Genomic DNA, 17814 nt, shown 5'->3' with positions numbered 1-17814 from the left:
AAAGAAGGCAGCAAAAATGATTCAGGATATTGCACCACATAAACTGAATAATCAGTATGGACAGAAAAAAGCACCGGATGCAGGCAGCAGATTTTTATATTATGATGGCAGAAAGGTTCTGGTGAGAAAAGGAATTGGCGGGAACGAGAATCAAATCGCATATCCGACTTATGAAGAACTGAAAAAGTGTATGCCTAAAGATGTGGCAGAAGATACAGAATATACATATTTATTTGCAGTAGACGATAAAAGCTATTATCTTGGAAAAAAAGAGAATGTCGGTATATTATCTGAACAGATGGGATACGAGTGGATCGATCATCAAGAGTTTAGATGTGTATCTCCAAAGTATGAGGCCTTTGCAGGAATCACAGGTTGGCAGCTTGCCAGATGGTATCAGGATCACAAGTTCTGTGGGCGATGTGGAAATGTGATGAAGCCAGATCATGTGGAACGGATGATGCAATGTCCGAAGTGTGGACTGATGGAATTCCCGAAGATCTGTCCGGCTGTGATTATTGGAGTTATTGACGGTGACCGGATCTTGATGTCCAAGTATGCAGGACGGGAATATAAGAAATATGCACTTCTTGCGGGATTTACAGAGATTGGTGAAACACTGGAAGAGACTGTGAGCCGGGAGGTTATGGAAGAGGTTGGTTTAAAAGTAAAGAATATTACTTATTATAAGAATCAGCCGTGGGCATTTTCAGATACATTACTGATGGGATTCTTCTGCGAGCTTGACGGATCGGATCAGGTGAAATTAGATGAAAATGAACTGGCACTTGCCGAATGGTTCGAACGGAATCAGATTCCGGCAGAGCCGGACGACATCAGTCTGACTAACGAGATGATGATGGTGTTTCGTGACGGATATACAATATAAAGAAAATGGGAAGCTGACATTAATGTTGGCTTCCCATTTCACTCAATGTCTGGAAAAATTCCAGATCTTCCTGTTTTAATTTTAAATTCGTACAGTAATTCTTCCCTTCAGGAGTTGTGACATTGATTTCCACAAGGGTTCCTTCTTCCAGTGCATTTCCAACGACGGCTTTTAAGAAAAGTGGAAACTTCGGATGATTGTTGCGGAAACGATCCATGCTGCTTTTTAACTTCTGGAGCATTGCAATCTGATTAAAATTCATAAATATTTTAAAATCTCCTTTGTTTTTATGATGTTTCATTATACAATAGAAAAAATGTGGTTTCAATACCAAACTATGAGGAGGATTTAAGATGAGTGAGAGGAAGATCATTCAGGTTGAGGACAAGGTGCCATTTAAGCTGCTCTTGCCGCTCAGCATTCAGCACATGTTTGCCATGTTCGGCGCATCTGTGCTTGTACCGTTCATTTTCGGGATCAATCCGGCAATTGTGTTATTTATGAACGGTGTGGGAACTTTGATTTTTATGACAGTGACCAAGGGGAAGGCGCCGGCATACTTAGGTTCCAGCTTTGCATTTCTTGCACCGGCAGGAATCGTTATTAGTAAAATGGGTTATTCCTATGCCCTGGGAGGATTCGTGGCAGTCGGTTTCTGCGGCTGTATTCTTTCTTTTATTATTTATAAATGTGGAACAGAATGGATTGACGTGGTTCTGCCGCCTGCAGCTATGGGACCGGTCGTTGCTTTGATCGGACTGGAGTTATCCGGCTCTGCAGCAAGCAATGCGGGACTTCTTTGCGACAAGCCGGATATGAAAAATGTAATTGTATTTTTAGTGACACTTGGTGTTGCGATATTTGGAAATATTTTATTCCGTGGCTTTTTATCTGTAATCCCAATCCTGATCGCAGTTATTGCAGGATATGTGGCAGCGTTCTGTCTTGGAATCTTAGATTTCTCACAGGTAGCAGCAGCTTCCTGGTTCGCCCTGCCAAACTTCCAACCTGCAAAGTTTGATATGGGAGCAATTCTTATGATCCTTCCGGTATTACTTGTTATTACCTCAGAGCATATCGGACATCAGGTTGTGACCGGCAAGATTATCGGACGGGATCTGTTAAAGGATCCGGGGCTTCACAGATCTCTGTTTGGAGATAACTTTTCAACGATGCTTTCAGGTCTGATCGGTTCCGTCCCGACAACGACTTACGGTGAGAATATCGGAGTTATGGCAGTGACAAAGGTATATAGCGTGCGCGTTATTGCAGGGGCAGCAGTGCTTTCCATTATCTGTTCCTTTGTCGGGAAGTTGTCCATGCTGATCCAGACGATTCCGGGACCGGTCATCGGAGGAATCTCCTTCCTTTTGTATGGAATGATAGGAGCTTCCGGAATTAGGATTCTTGTAGACGCGCAGGTAGACTATGGTAAATCCAGAAACCTGACACTGACAAGTGTTGTGTTTGTAACAGGACTTTCCGGTATTGCAGTAAATTTTGGGGATGTACAGCTTACGGGAATGGTACTGGCGTGTGTAGTTGCCATGATTCTGAGTCTGATCTTTTATATACTGGATAAGTTAAAACTTACGAACGATCGTGATTAAAGACTTAAGGGGAATCGCAGCGTAGTCGCTGGAAAAGTCTTTGGAAAAGATTGATGTAAATATAAAAAAGCCTTGATTTTTAGGGTTTGTAGTGCTATACTATTGGAATAGTAACATAGGAATCGGCAGAAGAGTGGACGTAAGTTCACTCTTCTTTGTTGCATGGGTGTGTAAAAAGACAAGAAGTCTTTGACACAGTAAGGAGGAAATTAGAACATTGTCAAAAAGAGAAATTTATGAGCAGAAGACGGAAGAAATCCTGAATCCGATCATGGAGGAACTGGAATTTGAACTGGTAGATGTAGAGTATGTAAAAGAAGGCAGCATGTGGTATCTGCGGGCTTACATTGACAAACCGGGCGGAATTACAGTGAACGACTGCGAAGCTGTAAGCCGCAGATTATCAGATATTTTAGATGAAAAAGATTTTATTGAAGATTCTTATGTTCTGGAGGTCAGCTCTCCTGGACTTGGAAGACCTCTTAAGAAGGAGAAAGATTATAAACGTAATCTTGGAAAAGAAGTTGAGATACGTACCTACCGTATGGTTGACAAGAAGAAAGAATTCACAGGACTTCTTGACAGCTATGACTATGAGGCAGGAACAGTTACGATAGAACTGGAAGATGGAACTATGAAGACATTTGAAAAAGGCGATATTGCGCTTATTCGCCTGGCGTTCGATTTTTAGATTAGGAGGAGAATTACTATGAACACAGAATTATTAGAAGCGTTGAATATTTTGGAAAAAGAAAAAGAAATTAGCAAAGAGACTCTGTTAGATGCAATTGAGAATTCCCTGTTAAATGCATGTAAGAATCATTTTGGTAAAGCAGATAACATCAAAGTTATTATGGATCATGATACTTGTGATTACCAGCTTTTTGCAGAGAAGACAGTTGTTGAGACTGTAGAAGATCCGCTTGAGCAGATCAGTCTTGACGAGGCAAGCCAGTTAGATGGACATTATGACCTCGGCGATATCGTTCGTGTTCCAATCGAATCCAAATCATTTGGACGTATCGCAACACAGAATGCAAAGAACCTGATCCTTCAGAAAATCCGCGAGGAAGAGCGGAAAGTGGTATATGATCAGTATTTTGAGAAAGAGAAGGATATCGTGACAGGTATCGTTCAGCGTTATGTAGGTAAGAATGTAAGTATCAACCTTGGAAAAGCAGATGCTATGCTGACAGAGAATGAGCAGGTCAAAGGTGAAGTGTTCAAACCAACAGAGCGCATCAAGCTCTATGTTGTAGAAGTAAAGAATACAACAAAAGGACCGAAGATTCTTGTATCACGTACACATCCGGAACTTGTAAAGAGACTGTTTGAGTCTGAGGTTACAGAGGTTAGAGACGGAATCGTAGAGATTAAGAGTATTGCAAGAGAGGCCGGAAGCAGAACAAAGATTGCGGTATGGTCTAATGATCCGGATGTAGATCCGGTCGGAGCATGTGTTGGTATGAACGGAGCCAGAGTCAATGCGATCGTGAATGAACTTCGCGGCGAGAAGATTGATATCATCAACTGGAGCGATAATCCGGCAATCCTGATCGAGAATGCGTTAAGCCCTGCAAAAGTTATTTCTGTTATGGCTGATCCGGATGAGAAGAAAGCAAGCGTTATTGTACCGGATTATCAGCTTTCCCTTGCAATCGGTAAAGAAGGACAGAATGCAAGACTGGCAGCAAGACTGACTGGATATAAGATCGATATCAAGAGCGAGACACAGGCAATTGAGTCCGGTGAGCTTCCAGAGAACTATATGGAACTGGGCGAAGGTGTGTACGAAGAAGATGTTTATGATGAGAATGAAGAATATCCAGAGGACGCAGATGTAGAAGTAGATACAGAAGCGGAAAATGAAACAGAAGCTAATGTTCAGCCGGAAGAAGACGGTGAGGAGGCGTAAGAATCTCATTGGGAGCAAATAAAAAGATTCCTATGCGTCAGTGTGTGGGATGTCAGGAAATGAAGAATAAAAAAGAAATGATCCGTGTGATCCGTACCAGTGAAGGAGAATTTCTGTTAGATGCGACCGGACGCAAAAATGGACGGGGCGCATACATTTGTCCAAATCAGGAATGTCTGAAAAAGGCAGTGAAAAGTAAGGGCCTTGAGAGATCTTTTAAGCAGGCAATTCCGCAGGAAGTGTATGAGTCTTTGGAAAAGGAGATGACAGAGCTTGAAACCAGATAAGATCTTATCACTCGTCGGGCTTGCAACGCGGGCAGGTAAGACAGCCAGCGGAGAGTTCTGTACAGAAAAGGAAGTAAAGACAGGAAGAGCAGCGCTTGTTATTGTGGCAGGAGATGCTTCCGAAAATACAAAGAAAAAGTTCCGGGATATGTGTGAATTTTATGAAGTGCCAATCTATTTTTATAAAGATAAAGATACCTTGGGGCATGCAATGGGAAAGGAATTCCGGGCATCTCTTGCAATACTGGACGAAGGTTTTGCGAAGGAAATTATGAAGCAGATGAAGACAGAAGATAATACGGTTGCATAGAGGAGGTAGTGTATATGTCAAAAATCAAAATATATGAGTTAGCGAAAGAACTTGATAAGCCGAGCAAAGAGCTTGTTGAGTTCCTGAATAAAAAGGATGTGGAAGCCAAGACACATATGAGTACCATCGACGAGGCAGAAGCAGATATGGTAAGAAAAGCATTTGCACCAAAGGCAAATGCCGAAAAAGCAGAAGAGGAAAAATCTGACGCACCAAAGAAGAAAAAAATCGTCCAGGTATTCCGCCCGCAGAACACCCAGAGTGGTGGAAGACAGGGTGGAAAGCGTCAGGGTCAGGGACGTGACGACAGACGCGATAACCGTTCTCAGACTGGACGTGATGATAAGAGAGATAACCGTTCAAACGGTGGAAATAAAAATGGAAAATCCCAGAATGGACGCAAAGAAGTAAGAGATGAAAGACCATCCCAGCCAATTCGTCCACGTCCGGACAGAATCCGTCAACAGGTTCAGCAGATGCATGAGGCAGAAGCAGCTGCAGCCGCGCAGAAGAAGAGACTGGAACAGGAGAAAAAAGAGCAGGAAAGAAAAGAAAACCGTTCTCAGGGAAATCGTGATAACCGCGACGAAAGAAGAGATAATCGTGGACGTGATGACAGAAGAGATGACAGACGCGATAACCGTAATCAGGGCGGACGTGATGACAGACGTGATAATCGTGGACGTGATGACAGACGCGATAACCGTAATCAGGGCGGACGCGATGACAGAAGAGATAACCGCGACAATCGTAATCAGGGCGGACGTGATGACAGAAGAGATGACAGACGCGACAATCGTAATCAGGGCGGACGTGATGACAGACGTGATAATCGTGGACGTGATGACAGACGTGACAACCGCAAGAACAGTCCGGCAATTCCAGAGCCAATCGTGGAAGGTCAGAAGCCACAGAGAAACAAAGGAAAAGGTAAGGATGACTTTAAGAAGAAAGATAAAGACTTCCGCCATGACGAAGACCGCGTAGGAAAAGGTAAGAAGGGCAAGAATGAGCCAAAGACTCAGCTTCAGAAACCGGAGAAGAAAGAGCAGAAACAGGAAGAGCAGATCAAATCTATCACGATTCCAGAGGTTCTGACGATTCAGGAACTTGCAGATAAGATGAAGATTGTTCCTTCGGTTATTGTAAAGAAACTCTTCATGCAGGGTAAAATCGTAACAGTCAATCAGGAAATTGATTACGAGACAGCTGAAGAAATCGCATTGGAGTTTGATGTTCTTTGTGAAAAAGAGGAAGTTGTTGATGTGATTGAAGAACTTCTTAAAGAGGACGAAGAGGATGAAAGCAAGATGAAAAAACGTCCACCTGTAGTCTGTGTCATGGGTCACGTTGACCACGGTAAGACTTCCCTTTTGGACGCTATCCGTCAGACAAATGTCATCGACCGAGAGGCTGGTGGTATCACACAGCACATTGGTGCTTCTGTTGTAGAGGTAAATGGAGAAAAAATCACATTCCTGGACACACCGGGACATGAGGCGTTTACAGCAATGCGTATGCGTGGAGCAAGTTCTACAGATATCGCAATCCTTGTTGTCGCAGCAGATGATGGTGTCATGCCACAGACTGTTGAGGCTATCAACCATGCAAAAGCTGCAGGTGTTGAGATTATTGTAGCTGTCAACAAGATTGATAAACCGAGTGCTAATGTTGATCGTGTAAAACAGGAATTGACAGAGTATGAATTGATTGCAGAGGACTGGGGTGGAAGTACTATTTTTGTTCCGGTATCTGCTAAGACAGGAGAAGGTCTGGAAGAACTGATGGAAATGATCCTTCTGACTGCAGAGGTTATGGAATTAAAAGCAAATCCGAACCGCCGTGCAAGAGGTCTTGTATTGGAAGCACAGCTTGATAAAGGAAGAGGTCCGGTCGCAACTGTGCTTGTGCAGAAAGGTACACTCCGTGTCGGAGATGCAATTGCAGCAGGTTCTGCACATGGTAAAGTAAGAGCTATGATGGATGACAAGGGAAGACGTGTCAAAGAGGCAGGTCCATCTGTTCCAGTAGAGATTCTTGGACTTGATGATGTGCCGAATGCAGGAGAAGTTGTAGTATGCTGTAAGAATGAAAAAGAGGCAAGAAGCTTTGCTGAGACATTTATTGCTCAGAATAAAGTGAAACTTCTTGAAGATACAAAGTCAAAACTTTCCCTGGATGATCTGTTTACACAGATTCAGGAAGGTAATTTAAAAGAACTTGATCTGATCGTTAAGGCTGATGTACAGGGATCTGTGGAGGCTGTAAAACAGAGCCTTCTGAAGCTGTCTAACGACGAAGTTATTGTAAAAGTAATCCATGGTGGTGTTGGTGCAATCAATGAGTCTGATGTCAGCCTTGCATCTGCATCTAATGCAATTATCATTGGATTTAACGTACGTCCGGATGCAACTGCAAAAGAAACAGCAGAGCGAGAGGGCGTAGATGTACGTCTGTATCGTGTCATCTATAATGCGATTGAGGATGTAGAGGCAGCTATGAAAGGAATGCTTGATCCGGTATTCGAAGAAAAAGTACTTGGTCATGCAGAAGTGCGTCAGACATTCAAGGCTTCCGGTGTCGGAACTATTGCAGGTTCCTATGTACTGGATGGCTTGTTTGAGCGTGACTGCTCAGTTCGTCTGACAAGAGATGGAATTGTGATCTTTGAAGGACCGCTTGCGTCTCTGAAACGTTTCAAAGATGATGTAAAAGAAGTAAAAGCAGGCTATGAGTGTGGTTTCGTATTTGCAAACTTCAATGATATCAAAGAGGGTGACCTTGTAGAAGCCTTCAAGATGGTAGAGGTTCCAAGATAAGGGAAATCATGTGAAAAGCCTTCTCTTAGGAGGAATAGAAATTGAGAAAAAGAAGTATTAAGAATACAAGAGTGAACATTGAAGTACAGCGTGAACTCAGTGAGATTATCCGCCGGGGCTTAAAGGACCCGCGGGTAGCTCCGTGGACATCTGTTGTAGCAGTCGAGGTGGCACCAGATCTTAAGACATGTAAAGCATATATCAGTGTTCTCGGTGACGTAAAGGCGCAGGAGGATACGATCAAAGGACTGAGAAGTGCAGAAGGATTTATCCGCCGCGAACTGGCAAGAACTCTGAATATGCGAAACACTCCGGAGATTCAGTTCATTCTGGATCAGTCTATTGAGTATGGTGTTAACATGTCCAAGAAGATTGATGAAGTAACAAAAGATCTGAACACAGAAGGTGATGAAGATGTTGAATCTGAATAAGATTCTGGAACCGGCAAAAACAATCGCCATCGGAGGACATGTGCGTCCGGATGGCGACTGTGTCGGATCCTGTATGGCAATGTATCAGTATATCCAAAATAATTATCCAGACAAAGAAGTGGACGTTTTTCTGGAGGAAATCCCATCTACATTTTACAGAATCAAAGGGACGGATGAGATTTTACATGAGATTGACGAGAGTAAACATTATGATCTGTTCATTGTACTGGACTGTGGAGATACCGGAAGACTGGAGTTTTCTGTGCCACTGTTCGTAAGTGCAGGACATACACTTTGTATTGATCATCATGTCAGCAATATCTGTTTTGCACAGGATAATTATGTTGTACCAGATGCAAGCTCCACTTCAGAGCTTGTTTACAATCTGATTGATAAAGATAAGATTACAAAAGAGATTGCAGAAGCACTGTATCTAGGAATCGTACATGATACAGGAGTATTTCAGTATTCCTGTGCCGGACCATCTACATTTCGTGCGGCGGCAGAACTTCTGGAGACTGGAATTGATGCGGCAGATCTTATTATGGATACATTTTATGAAAAATCTTATGCGAGAATGCAGATTTTCGGACGTGCACTGGTGGAGAGCTTTTTGTTCATGGAAGGAAAATGTATCGTCTCCTATATTCGTAAGAAAGTCATGGATTTCTATGGTGTAAAGCCAAAAGATCTTGACGGGATTGTAAGCCAGCTCCGTAATACCAGAGGCGTGGAAGTTGCTATTTTTATGTATGAGCTGGATCAGAATGTATTTAAAGTCAGCCTTCGTTCTGGGAATGAAGTTGATGTAAGCAAGATTGCAGGATATTTTGGCGGCGGTGGACATGAAAAAGCTTCTGGAGTTACTATGACAGGTACGCCGCAGGATATTCTGAATAATCTGGCAGAGCGCATTGATGAGCAGTTGAAAGGATAGGCATGATACACGGAGTTATAAATGTATATAAAGAGCAGGGATTTACTTCTCATGATGTGGTTGCAAAGCTTCGTGGAATTGTGGGACAGAAGAAAATTGGTCACACAGGCACATTGGATCCGGATGCGGTCGGTGTGCTGCCTGTATGTCTGGGACGTGCAACAAAATTGTGCGATATGCTGACAGATAAAGACAAAGTCTATGAGGCTGTGATGCTTCTGGGTGTGGAGACAGATACCCAGGATACAACCGGACAGATACTAAAAAGCAGTGAGACAGACGAGCTTACAGAAGAACAGGTCCGGGCTGCAGTTTTAGATTTTGTGGGGGATTACAATCAGGTTCCACCTATGTATTCCGCGCTTAAAATCAACGGCAAGAAGCTTTATGAGCTTGCCAGAGAAGGCAAGATTGTAGAGCGTGCGGCAAGACGGGTACAGATTTTCGATATTGAAATCCTAAGTATAGCATTGCCACGGGTGACAATGAAGGTTCATTGCTCAAAAGGAACATATATCCGTACACTGTGCCACGATATCGGGCAGAAGCTTGGATGTGGTGCATGTATGGAAAAGCTTACAAGAACAAAGGTAAGCAGATTTGAGATAAAGGACAGTCTGACACTTGCACAGATCGAGGTATTAAAGAAAGAAGACAGACTGTCAGAAATACTGATTCCAATTGATCAAATGTTCGCAGATTATCCGAGCATTATTGTGTCGGGAGAAGCGGCGAGACTTGCGTATAATGGTAATGGGATCAAAGACAGAGATGTCCGGAAAGATGAAAATATTCTGGACGAAGCGTATGTCAGGGTATATGATGATGTAGAAGATTTTATTGGGGTGTATCAGTATCACGAGAAAGAACGTGAGTACCGGATACGGAAAATGTTTTATATAAAAGAGGAAAAATAGATGCAGTATATCAGAGGTCTTGAGCATTATGACAATGCCAGAAAGACAGCAGTGACATTTGGAAAGTTTGACGGACTTCATAAAGGGCATATGACGCTCGTTGACACAGTGAAAAAACTGCAGGACAAAGATGATGTAGATAGTGTAGTATGTGCGTTCGATATGGATTCACCGGCGCTATTGATGCTTCCGCAGGAACGGCAGATTCATCTGGAGGATGAGGTGGATTATCTGGTCGACTGTCCATTTACAGATGAAATCCGTCAGATGAGAGCTGAGGATTTTATCCGGAATATTATCATCGGAACATTTCATGCAGCTTATGTAGTAGTAGGTACAGATTTCCAGTTTGGCTATAATAAAGAAGGAGATATCTATATGCTTGCCCAGTATCAGGAAAGATATGGATACCGTCTGATCGTTCTGGAAAAGATACGGTATGAGAATCATATTATCAGCAGTACCTACACAAAGAAGATACTGGGAACCGGAAACATGGATCTGGTCGGCAGACTTCTGGGTTATTCTTATGGAATCTGCGGCACGGTAGAGCATGGACATAAACTTGGAAGAACACTTGGATTTCCAACGATGAATATTGCATGGCCGAAGCGCAAGATTATACCGCCGAGAGGCGTGTATCTGTGCCGGGCGTATATGGACGGTTATGGATATAATGGTATTGCAAATGTGGGAGTCAGACCGACAGTATCCAACGAAGAAAAAGTGTGGCTTGAGACATTTTTATTTGATTATGAAGCAGATGCTTATGGAAAAGAAGTTATGGTGGAACTGATTGAGTTCGTCAGACCGGAGCAGAAATTTGAAAGTAAAGAAGAACTGAAAGCACGCGTGGATAAAGATATCGCCAGTGGCAGACAGTATTTTCAAATCTAGAAAAATAGTACTTTACAATACGAGACAGATATGATATATTAGTCGAGTGAGTTAGCCGGTGTTCGGTAATTGGATTCTCCAACCGTTACTTAATGCCAGGCGATATATAAGAATTTAAGGAGGAACCACAACATGGTAACAAAAGAGCAGAAAGAACAGATTATTGCAGAATATGGTAGAACAGCAGGGGATACAGGATCACCGGAAGTACAGATTGCTATCCTGACAGCTAGAATCAATGATCTTACAGATCATTTCAAAGCTAACCCGAAAGATCACCACTCAAGAAGAGGACTTCTTAAGATGGTAGGACAGAGAAGAGGACTTCTTGCATACCTTAAGAAGACAGATATCGAGAGATATCGTGCACTGATCGAGAAGCTTGGACTGAGAAAATAATTCAGTTATGTTTAGAGACGTTCATTTTATGGACGTCTCTTTTTCTATAGTAGGAAATTGCATTTTATAATATAAAAAAGCCAAAAAGCCGACACCATGTAATATAAATTTTTATATGGCACATTTTATATATGTATGTTATAATATTAAAGATTGTGGACGGGGATAACACTCCGAGACCACTGAAAAGGGTATTTGCTTCGATGAAAAAGTACATTTTTCAGTAGTTTCGGTGTTCCCCGGCCGATGAATAATACATGAGATACCAAAAGTGAGAGAATACGAGAGCGTGGGATTTTCATATGGTATCCCGTGAGTTCAAGAGTAATAGAGAAAAAGGAGAACACTATGTACAAAAAGTTTGAGATGGAACTGGCTGGAAGAACTCTTCGCGTAGATGTAGACAGAGTTGCAAAGCAGGCAAATGGTGCTGTTCTGATGCATTACGGTGATACGACTGTTCTGTGTACGGCAACTGCATCTGAAAAGCCGAGAGAAGGAATTGATTTCTTCCCATTAAGTGTAGAGTACAATGAGAGAATGTACGCTGTAGGAAAGATTCCGGGAGGATTTAATAAACGAGAGGGAAAGGCATCTGAGAATGCAGTTCTGACAGATCGTGTTATCGACCGTCCGATGCGTCCGCTGTTCCCGAAAGATTATCGTAACGATGTAACACTGGAGAATCTGGTATTATCTGTAGATCAGGACTGCTCACCGGAGCTTACAGCTATGCTTGGTGCTGCAATTGCAACAACAATTTCAGATATTCCATTTGATGGACCAATCTCAACAACACAAGTTGGACTTGTTGATGGCGAGTTTGTGATCAATCCGACTGCAGAGCAGAAAGCTGTATCAGATCTTGCCCTGACTGTTGCATCTACAAGAGAGAAAGTTATCATGATCGAGGCCGGTGCCAATGAAGTGCCGGAGCAGCAGATGATCGATGCAATCTTCAAGGCTCACGAAGTGAACCAGGAAGTGATCAAATTCATTGATACAATCGTAGCTGAGTGTGGAAAGCCAAAGCACTCATATGAGAGCTTTGCTGTACCGGAAGAGTTATTTGCAGCTATGAAAGAAGTGGTAACTCCAGAAGAGATGGAAGAAGCTGTATTTACGGATGACAAGCAGACTAGAGAAGAAAATATTCGTGTTGTTACAGAAAAGTTAGAAGAAGCATTTGCAGACAATGAAGAGTGGCTTGCAATTCTTCCGGATGCTGTATATCAGTACCAGAAGAAGACTGTTCGTAAGATGATCTTAAAAGACCACAAGCGTCCAGATGGAAGACAGATCGATCAGATCAGACCACTGGCAGCAGAGGTAGACCTGATTCCTAGAGTTCATGGTTCTGCAATGTTTACTCGTGGACAGACACAAATCTGTGATATCTGTACACTGGCTCCGTTATCTGAGGCGCAGAGATTAGACGGACTTGACGAGGCAGAGACAACAAAGAGATATATGCACCACTATAATTTCCCATCATACTCTGTAGGCGAGACAAGACCTTCCAGAGGACCGGGACGCCGTGAGATTGGACATGGAGCGTTGGCTGAGCGTGCACTTGTACCAGTACTTCCAAGTGAGGCAGATTTCCCATATGCGATTCGTACAGTATCTGAGACATTTGAGTCCAATGGATCCACATCACAGGCAAGTGTATGTGCATCTTCTATGGCTCTGATGGCAGCAGGTGTACCAATCAAATCTGCAGTAGCAGGAATCTCCTGTGGACTTGTAACAGGTGATACTGATGATGATTACCTTGTACTGACAGATATCCAGGGACTGGAAGACTTCTTCGGAGATATGGACTTCAAGGTAGCCGGAACACATGAAGGTATCACAGCTATCCAGATGGATATCAAGATTCACGGATTGACAAGAGCCATCATTGAAGAGGCAATTGCAAAGACAAGAAAAGCAAGACTTTACATCATGGATGAGGTTATGTCCAAAGCAATCAATGAGCCAAGAGCTGAGGTCGGAGAATACGCACCTAAGATTATCCAGATGCAGATCGATCCTCAGAAGATCGGTGATGTTGTCGGTCAGAGAGGAAAGACAATCAATGCGATCATTGAGCAGACAGGTGTGAAGATTGATATTACAGACGATGGTGCAGTATCTATCTGCGGAACAGACGCAACAGGAATGGAGCAGGCAAGAAAGCTCATTTATACAATCGTTACTGACTTTGAGGCCGGACAGGTTCTGGAAGGAAAAGTCATCAGCATCAAAGAGTTTGGAGCATTCGTTGAGTTTGCACCAGGTAAAGAAGGAATGGTACACATTTCTAAAATTTCAAAAGAAAGAGTGAATCATGTAGAAGACGTCCTGACACTTGGCGATACAGTGAAAGTTGTATGCCTTGGAAAAGATAAGATGGGAAGATTCTCATTCAGCATGAAAGACGTAGCAGAATAAAAAAATTGTAAATTGGGGACGTAGTAAAATGTTAAAATGCTACGTCCCCATCATGGATTAAGGGTGTCCCTTTTTGAAGAAAGGGGTGCCCTTTTGCATTGCAAATTCATACTATCTTCGATACAATGAAAGAAAAGAGGTTATATCAGCTGGGAGATGACTCCCACCTCTATAGGTGGTGAGAAACAAGCTGGTATCAGTGGTGGGAGTCAATCCCCCAGCTGATATAGCCTCCGGCAGGATTGCAGAGGTGCGCAGTAGAAGTATGTCATGCAATTGCATGACGCGCACCTCGCAGCAAGAATGCCGAGGCATTCTTGAACTGCAGGTGGAGGAGAGGTATTTGAGGAAAATAAAAAAGACAATTTTCTTGGACTGGGTATGTATATTTTTGATTATTATGAGTGGACCGGTTCGTGTTTTGTTCAATGTAATTCCGGGATATTCCTGTAATATTATTATTTTTTTGCTTTATACATCAGCTTTATTTATTTGGATCAGTCAGGTGAGACGCAGACTTTTGCAGAATGAGGAATGTAAATTTTTAAGTGGAGTCGCTGCTTTGATGTTATTTTTGATGGCAGTAAGGACGATAAAATTTGATTTTTTACCAAGTGGAAGTGTATATGCACGATATGCCTGGTATTTATATTATGTTCCGCAGACACTTGCGGTACTATGGATGTTTTTTGCAGTTTTATATATTGGAAAACCGTATCATTATCAATTAGAGCGAAAGTGGAGAATACTTTACATTCCGGCGTTCATTTTGATAGGCGGAATTATGACTAATGATTTTCATCAGCTTGCTTTTCGTTTTCCAGATGGAATACAGAATTGGGGAATGGAATACACAAGGGGATTTTTATATATTCTGGCAATTGGCTGGATCGTGATATTCTGTGCCATGATCCTGGTGATCACATTTTCCAGATGTGCGTTTTCACAAAATCGCCGAAAAATCTGGATTCCGATGATTCCATTAGGAATCGGGGGAGTGTACACAATTATATATATATTAAGTCCCAAGGGGCTTTTCCCTTCATTATACAAAATGGCAGAAGTAATTTGTTTTATTTTTCCGGCGTTTATGGAATGTCTGATTTTAGCCCGACTTCTTCCGTCTAATGATAGCTACATGGATTTGTGGCAAGTTTCGTCGGCTGGCGGTGGGCTTATGGATTTTGAAGGGAATATCTTTTATTCTTCAGAGAAATGTCTGCCAGTAAAGAAGGAGCAGGTTATAACTGCAAAAAGAAAAACCGTTCTTTTATCTGACGAACAGACAATATTAAGAAGTCATGAAGTCAGCGGAGGGTGGGGATTTTGGTACAAAGATATTTCGGATATTTTGAAATTAAATAGAAATCTTGAAGATGTTGGAGATGTTCTGGTTGAAGAAAATGCCATGCTGGAGGGAGCAATCAGATTATCTGAAAAGAAAATCAAGGTGGAAGAAAAGAATCAGTTATATAATGAAATTGCCAGAGAGGTGTCACCGCAGCTAAAGGAATTAAATGAGCTTTTGAATTCCTTAGAGCAGAATGATCAGGACATTAGAGAGAAACTTTGCTATGGAGGAGTTTTGAATGTATATATAAAACGGTGTTCAAATCTGTTGATTATGTCCAGGCAGTCAGGAGTCTTGAATGTTGGAGAATTATGGCTTGCATTATCTGAATCATTGGAATATATGCGGTTATATGGAATCAAGGCTTATGGAGAGAAAAAAGGAGAAGGATTCCTTTACGGAAAAGATGCAATTTTGGTATATGAGTCTTTTGAAAAGATTATAGAGAGTGTCCTTCAAAAAACAAGAGCAGTAATGGTTCTGCTGGATATGAAAGATGTTCTTTCAATAAAAATAGAACTTGACCGGGTAAAAAGTACCCGGAATTTATTGGAAATACAGAAAAAATTTGAAAAATGTAATGGAACCTTTGAGACATTTTCGGAAGAAGATACGTTATATATCCGGGGAACATTACCGCTTTTAGGAGGTGGTGTTTCATGAAAACAGTAATCATGGATATTATGAAACGTTCATTTACTGAATTGTCAAAAGAAAGTCAGATTATATTGGGAATCATTATTACTATAATTACAATTTGGGAAATTTCTGCCTTTTTGAATATGATTGAAAGAAAAAGAAGATGGTACTTGTTGTCACTGGCAGTCGGTATACTCATTTTTTCAACAATATTAATGCAAGGACTTGCTGATCTTGCAAGAGGTGGACATATGACTGAATCTGTGCCAGGTAGAATTCTTGAAAAGATACCATTTTCATATGGTGTTTTACTACTTGCACTTTTGTATGGAGTAGAATATTTACTATGGAAAAAAGAAAAAAATACTCCGGAATATCTGACGGCTCGGTCTGTAAAGGAAACACTCGATGCAAGAATGGATGGAATCTGCTATGCATCTATGGAGGGACAGCCAATTCTGGTAAACATACAAATGAATGAGATTTGCGGATATTTATTTCAAACAGAGATTATGAATGCGAATGATTTCTGGGAAGATTTACAGAACATTCAAACTTCAGAGAAAGCAGAAGTCATAAGGAATGAGCCGTCTTTGATTCTTCGATTTTCAGACACAAAAGTATGGAACTTTTTGAAAAAAGAAGTGTCCATGAAAGATACTTCGTATCAGGAAATTATAGCATACGATATCGCAGAGCAGTACCAGCTGAATCGGGAGCTGAAGGATAGAAATACTAAGTTGAATGATATCAATAGAAGGCTCATGAAATTTAATGAAGAAGTAGAAACCGTTACGCGGCAGAAAGAAATGTTGGAAGCAAAGATGAAAGTACATGATGATCTCGGACGCGTTCTTCTTGCACTTCGGACTTATCTGGAAGAACCTGAGAATTCCAAGAGGCGCAAGGAACTTCTTGCAATGTGGAAATATGTTGTAAATTCGATGACTTATGAGGCAGGAGAAAAAGAAAACAAGAAGTCATTTGAGGAATTGAAAAAAATTGCAGATTTAATGGATGTGGAAATTATTTTTGAAGGAGAGCTTCCACAGACAGAAAAAGAACAGCGGGTTATATATGCACTTTTAAGAGAAAGCCTGAATAATATGATCAAGCATGCCGGAGGACATTATCTTTACATTGAAATAGACAATTCCGGAGAAGATGTGCAGGTATGTCTGCACAATGATGGAGAGATACCCAAACAGAAAATAGAAGAAAAGGGCGGACTTCGCAATCTCAGGATGATGGTAGAATCAATAGATGGAGAGTTTCGCATTGAAAGTTTCCCGATTTTTGCAATTTATGTGACCTTAAAAAAGGAGAAAGTATGGAGAAAGTAAAAGTAATGATCGTAGATGATCAGTATATAGCCAGGCAGTTATTTGAAATGTACATAAAATCCAGTGAAAAATATAAACTTGTAATGCAGGTAGATTCAGCAGCATTGGCCACAAAAGCACTGAAAGGAAATCCAGTTGATTTAATTCTGATGGACATTCTTATGTCAGATGGTTCGAATGGACTGTCAGCCGCCTGTGAGATAAAAAAATTCAGACCAGAAGTGAAGATTATTGCTGTAACATCTATGCCGGAAACATCTTGGCTTACAAGGGCAAGAGAGATTGGAATCGATAGCTTCTGGTATAAAGAAGCATCGAAAGAAACTATCCTGCAGGTAATGGACAGAACGATGAGTGGAGAATCTGTTTATCCGGATAAGGTACCACAAGTTAAGGTAGGGATGGCCACAAGTCATGAATTTACAGAACGGGAAATGGAAGTACTGCGATTGATGACCACTGGTGCTTCGAATGCTGCGATCGCTGAAAAACTGGTGATTTCGGAAAGTACTGTGAAAAATCACATCCATCGAATGTTGGAAAAGACAGGCTGTGAAAGCCGCACAGAGCTTGCAATAGAAGCAAGAATTAGTGGAATTGCAATAAAGATATAAAAATAGATCTTTTGGTTCAT

The 17814-nt window shown here is 41.7% G+C and carries 17 protein-coding genes; 16 read left to right on the top strand and 1 reads right to left on the bottom strand.

All coding sequences use genetic code 11. The annotated features are described in order from the left end of the window. Positions 1-16 precede the first annotated feature (16 nt). Complete coding sequence (gene nudC, locus NQ560_RS08690; RefSeq protein WP_040015319.1) at positions 17-889, top strand: NAD(+) diphosphatase; 873 nt, start codon at positions 17-19, stop codon at positions 887-889. A gap of 19 nt (positions 890-908) precedes the next feature. On the opposite strand, the gene NQ560_RS08685 is transcribed toward nudC, so the two are convergent. Further along, the gene (locus tag NQ560_RS08685; protein ID WP_040015294.1) at positions 909-1151 is read right to left on the bottom strand and encodes a hypothetical protein; all 243 of its coding nucleotides are present in this window, start codon (positions 1149-1151) and stop codon (positions 909-911) included. A 91-nt stretch (positions 1152-1242) separates the two neighbouring features. On the opposite strand from NQ560_RS08685, the gene uraA reads away from it, so the two are divergent. The 15 genes from uraA to NQ560_RS08610 all read left to right on the top strand — a co-directional run bounded on the left by uraA (position 1243) and on the right by NQ560_RS08610 (position 17794). Continuing rightward, positions 1243-2499 (top strand): uracil permease, encoded by a 1257-nt coding sequence (gene uraA / locus NQ560_RS08680; protein WP_005331067.1) that lies wholly within the window; start codon positions 1243-1245, stop codon positions 2497-2499. Between the two features lie 217 nt (positions 2500-2716). Beyond that, positions 2717-3190 carry a ribosome maturation factor RimP gene (locus NQ560_RS08675; protein WP_005331056.1) on the top strand — a complete coding sequence of 158 codons (474 nt, stop codon included), beginning with the start codon at positions 2717-2719 and terminating at the stop codon, positions 3188-3190. Positions 3191-3208: 18 nt separating this feature from the next. Further along, on the top strand, positions 3209-4414 hold the full coding sequence (nusA, locus tag NQ560_RS08670; RefSeq protein ID WP_005331054.1) for a transcription termination factor NusA: 1206 nt from the start codon (positions 3209-3211) through the stop codon (positions 4412-4414). Between the two features lie 32 nt (positions 4415-4446). After that, positions 4447-4701, top strand: coding sequence for an RNase P modulator RnpM (gene rnpM, locus NQ560_RS08665; protein WP_005331053.1), 255 nt, complete (start codon positions 4447-4449; stop codon positions 4699-4701). Beyond that, complete coding sequence (locus NQ560_RS08660) at positions 4688-5011, top strand: L7Ae/L30e/S12e/Gadd45 family ribosomal protein (RefSeq protein ID WP_005331049.1); 324 nt, start codon at positions 4688-4690, stop codon at positions 5009-5011. Before rnpM ends, NQ560_RS08660 begins: the two co-directional genes overlap by 14 nt. 14 nt (positions 5012-5025) lie before the next feature. Beyond that, entirely contained in the window at positions 5026-7830 is a 2805-nt protein-coding gene (gene infB / locus NQ560_RS08655; protein ID WP_005331047.1) for a translation initiation factor IF-2, read from the top strand. A gap of 41 nt (positions 7831-7871) precedes the next feature. Continuing rightward, on the top strand, positions 7872-8261 hold the full coding sequence (gene rbfA, locus NQ560_RS08650) for a 30S ribosome-binding factor RbfA (protein ID WP_040015293.1): 390 nt from the start codon (positions 7872-7874) through the stop codon (positions 8259-8261). Next, the gene (locus tag NQ560_RS08645; protein ID WP_173789360.1) at positions 8245-9198 is read left to right on the top strand and encodes a DHH family phosphoesterase; all 954 of its coding nucleotides are present in this window, start codon (positions 8245-8247) and stop codon (positions 9196-9198) included. The genes rbfA and NQ560_RS08645 overlap by 17 nt, the downstream gene beginning before the upstream one ends. Before the next feature lie 2 nt (positions 9199-9200). Then, positions 9201-10115 (top strand): tRNA pseudouridine(55) synthase TruB, encoded by a 915-nt coding sequence (gene truB, locus NQ560_RS08640; RefSeq protein WP_005331043.1) that lies wholly within the window; start codon positions 9201-9203, stop codon positions 10113-10115. Further along, on the top strand, positions 10116-11012 hold the full coding sequence (locus tag NQ560_RS08635; protein ID WP_005331042.1) for a bifunctional riboflavin kinase/FAD synthetase: 897 nt from the start codon (positions 10116-10118) through the stop codon (positions 11010-11012). 132 nt (positions 11013-11144) lie between these two features. Further along, positions 11145-11411 (top strand): 30S ribosomal protein S15, encoded by a 267-nt coding sequence (rpsO, locus tag NQ560_RS08630; protein ID WP_005331040.1) that lies wholly within the window; start codon positions 11145-11147, stop codon positions 11409-11411. 348 nt (positions 11412-11759) lie between these two features. Continuing rightward, positions 11760-13847, top strand: coding sequence for a polyribonucleotide nucleotidyltransferase (locus tag NQ560_RS08625; protein WP_040015292.1), 2088 nt, complete (start codon positions 11760-11762; stop codon positions 13845-13847). A gap of 343 nt (positions 13848-14190) precedes the next feature. Next, positions 14191-15861: a histidine kinase N-terminal 7TM domain-containing protein gene (locus NQ560_RS08620; RefSeq protein WP_154104202.1), complete on the top strand. Its 1671-nt coding sequence runs from the start codon at positions 14191-14193 to the stop codon at positions 15859-15861. After that, on the top strand, positions 15858-17180 hold the full coding sequence (locus NQ560_RS08615; protein WP_005330198.1) for a sensor histidine kinase: 1323 nt from the start codon (positions 15858-15860) through the stop codon (positions 17178-17180). The genes NQ560_RS08620 and NQ560_RS08615 overlap by 4 nt, the downstream gene beginning before the upstream one ends. Continuing rightward, positions 17168-17794 carry a response regulator transcription factor gene (locus tag NQ560_RS08610; RefSeq protein WP_005330199.1) on the top strand — a complete coding sequence of 209 codons (627 nt, stop codon included), beginning with the start codon at positions 17168-17170 and terminating at the stop codon, positions 17792-17794. Before NQ560_RS08615 ends, NQ560_RS08610 begins: the two co-directional genes overlap by 13 nt. Positions 17795-17814: the final 20 nt, after the last annotated feature.

It is taken from the genome of Dorea formicigenerans (assembly GCF_025150245.1).
In the GTDB taxonomy this organism is placed as follows: Bacteria; Bacillota; Clostridia; order Lachnospirales; family Lachnospiraceae; genus Dorea; species Dorea formicigenerans.
Note: the sequence above shows the minus strand (reverse complement) of the source record. Positions and strands in the feature narration are given on the sequence as shown.

What these genes read in the sequence shown, in the direction of transcription:
- rnpM (WP_005331053.1), top strand. Translation starts at nt 4,447, where the DNA reads ATGCGTCAGTGTGTGGGATGTCAGGAAATGAAGAATAAAAAAGAAATG.
- uraA (WP_005331067.1), top strand. Translation starts at nt 1,243, where the DNA reads ATGAGTGAGAGGAAGATCATTCAGGTTGAGGACAAGGTGCCATTTAAG.
- truB (WP_005331043.1), top strand. Translation starts at nt 9,201, where the DNA reads ATGATACACGGAGTTATAAATGTATATAAAGAGCAGGGATTTACTTCT.
- NQ560_RS08610 (WP_005330199.1), top strand. Translation starts at nt 17,168, where the DNA reads ATGGAGAAAGTAAAAGTAATGATCGTAGATGATCAGTATATAGCCAGG.
- nudC (WP_040015319.1), top strand. Translation starts at nt 17, where the DNA reads ATGATTCAGGATATTGCACCACATAAACTGAATAATCAGTATGGACAG.
- NQ560_RS08615 (WP_005330198.1), top strand. Translation starts at nt 15,858, where the DNA reads ATGAAAACAGTAATCATGGATATTATGAAACGTTCATTTACTGAATTG.
- NQ560_RS08645 (WP_173789360.1), top strand. Translation starts at nt 8,245, where the DNA reads ATGTTGAATCTGAATAAGATTCTGGAACCGGCAAAAACAATCGCCATC.
- NQ560_RS08685 (WP_040015294.1), bottom strand. Translation starts at nt 1,151, where the DNA reads ATGAATTTTAATCAGATTGCAATGCTCCAGAAGTTAAAAAGCAGCATG.
- rpsO (WP_005331040.1), top strand. Translation starts at nt 11,145, where the DNA reads ATGGTAACAAAAGAGCAGAAAGAACAGATTATTGCAGAATATGGTAGA.
- NQ560_RS08625 (WP_040015292.1), top strand. Translation starts at nt 11,760, where the DNA reads ATGTACAAAAAGTTTGAGATGGAACTGGCTGGAAGAACTCTTCGCGTA.
- NQ560_RS08635 (WP_005331042.1), top strand. Translation starts at nt 10,116, where the DNA reads ATGCAGTATATCAGAGGTCTTGAGCATTATGACAATGCCAGAAAGACA.
- infB (WP_005331047.1), top strand. Translation starts at nt 5,026, where the DNA reads ATGTCAAAAATCAAAATATATGAGTTAGCGAAAGAACTTGATAAGCCG.
- nusA (WP_005331054.1), top strand. Translation starts at nt 3,209, where the DNA reads ATGAACACAGAATTATTAGAAGCGTTGAATATTTTGGAAAAAGAAAAA.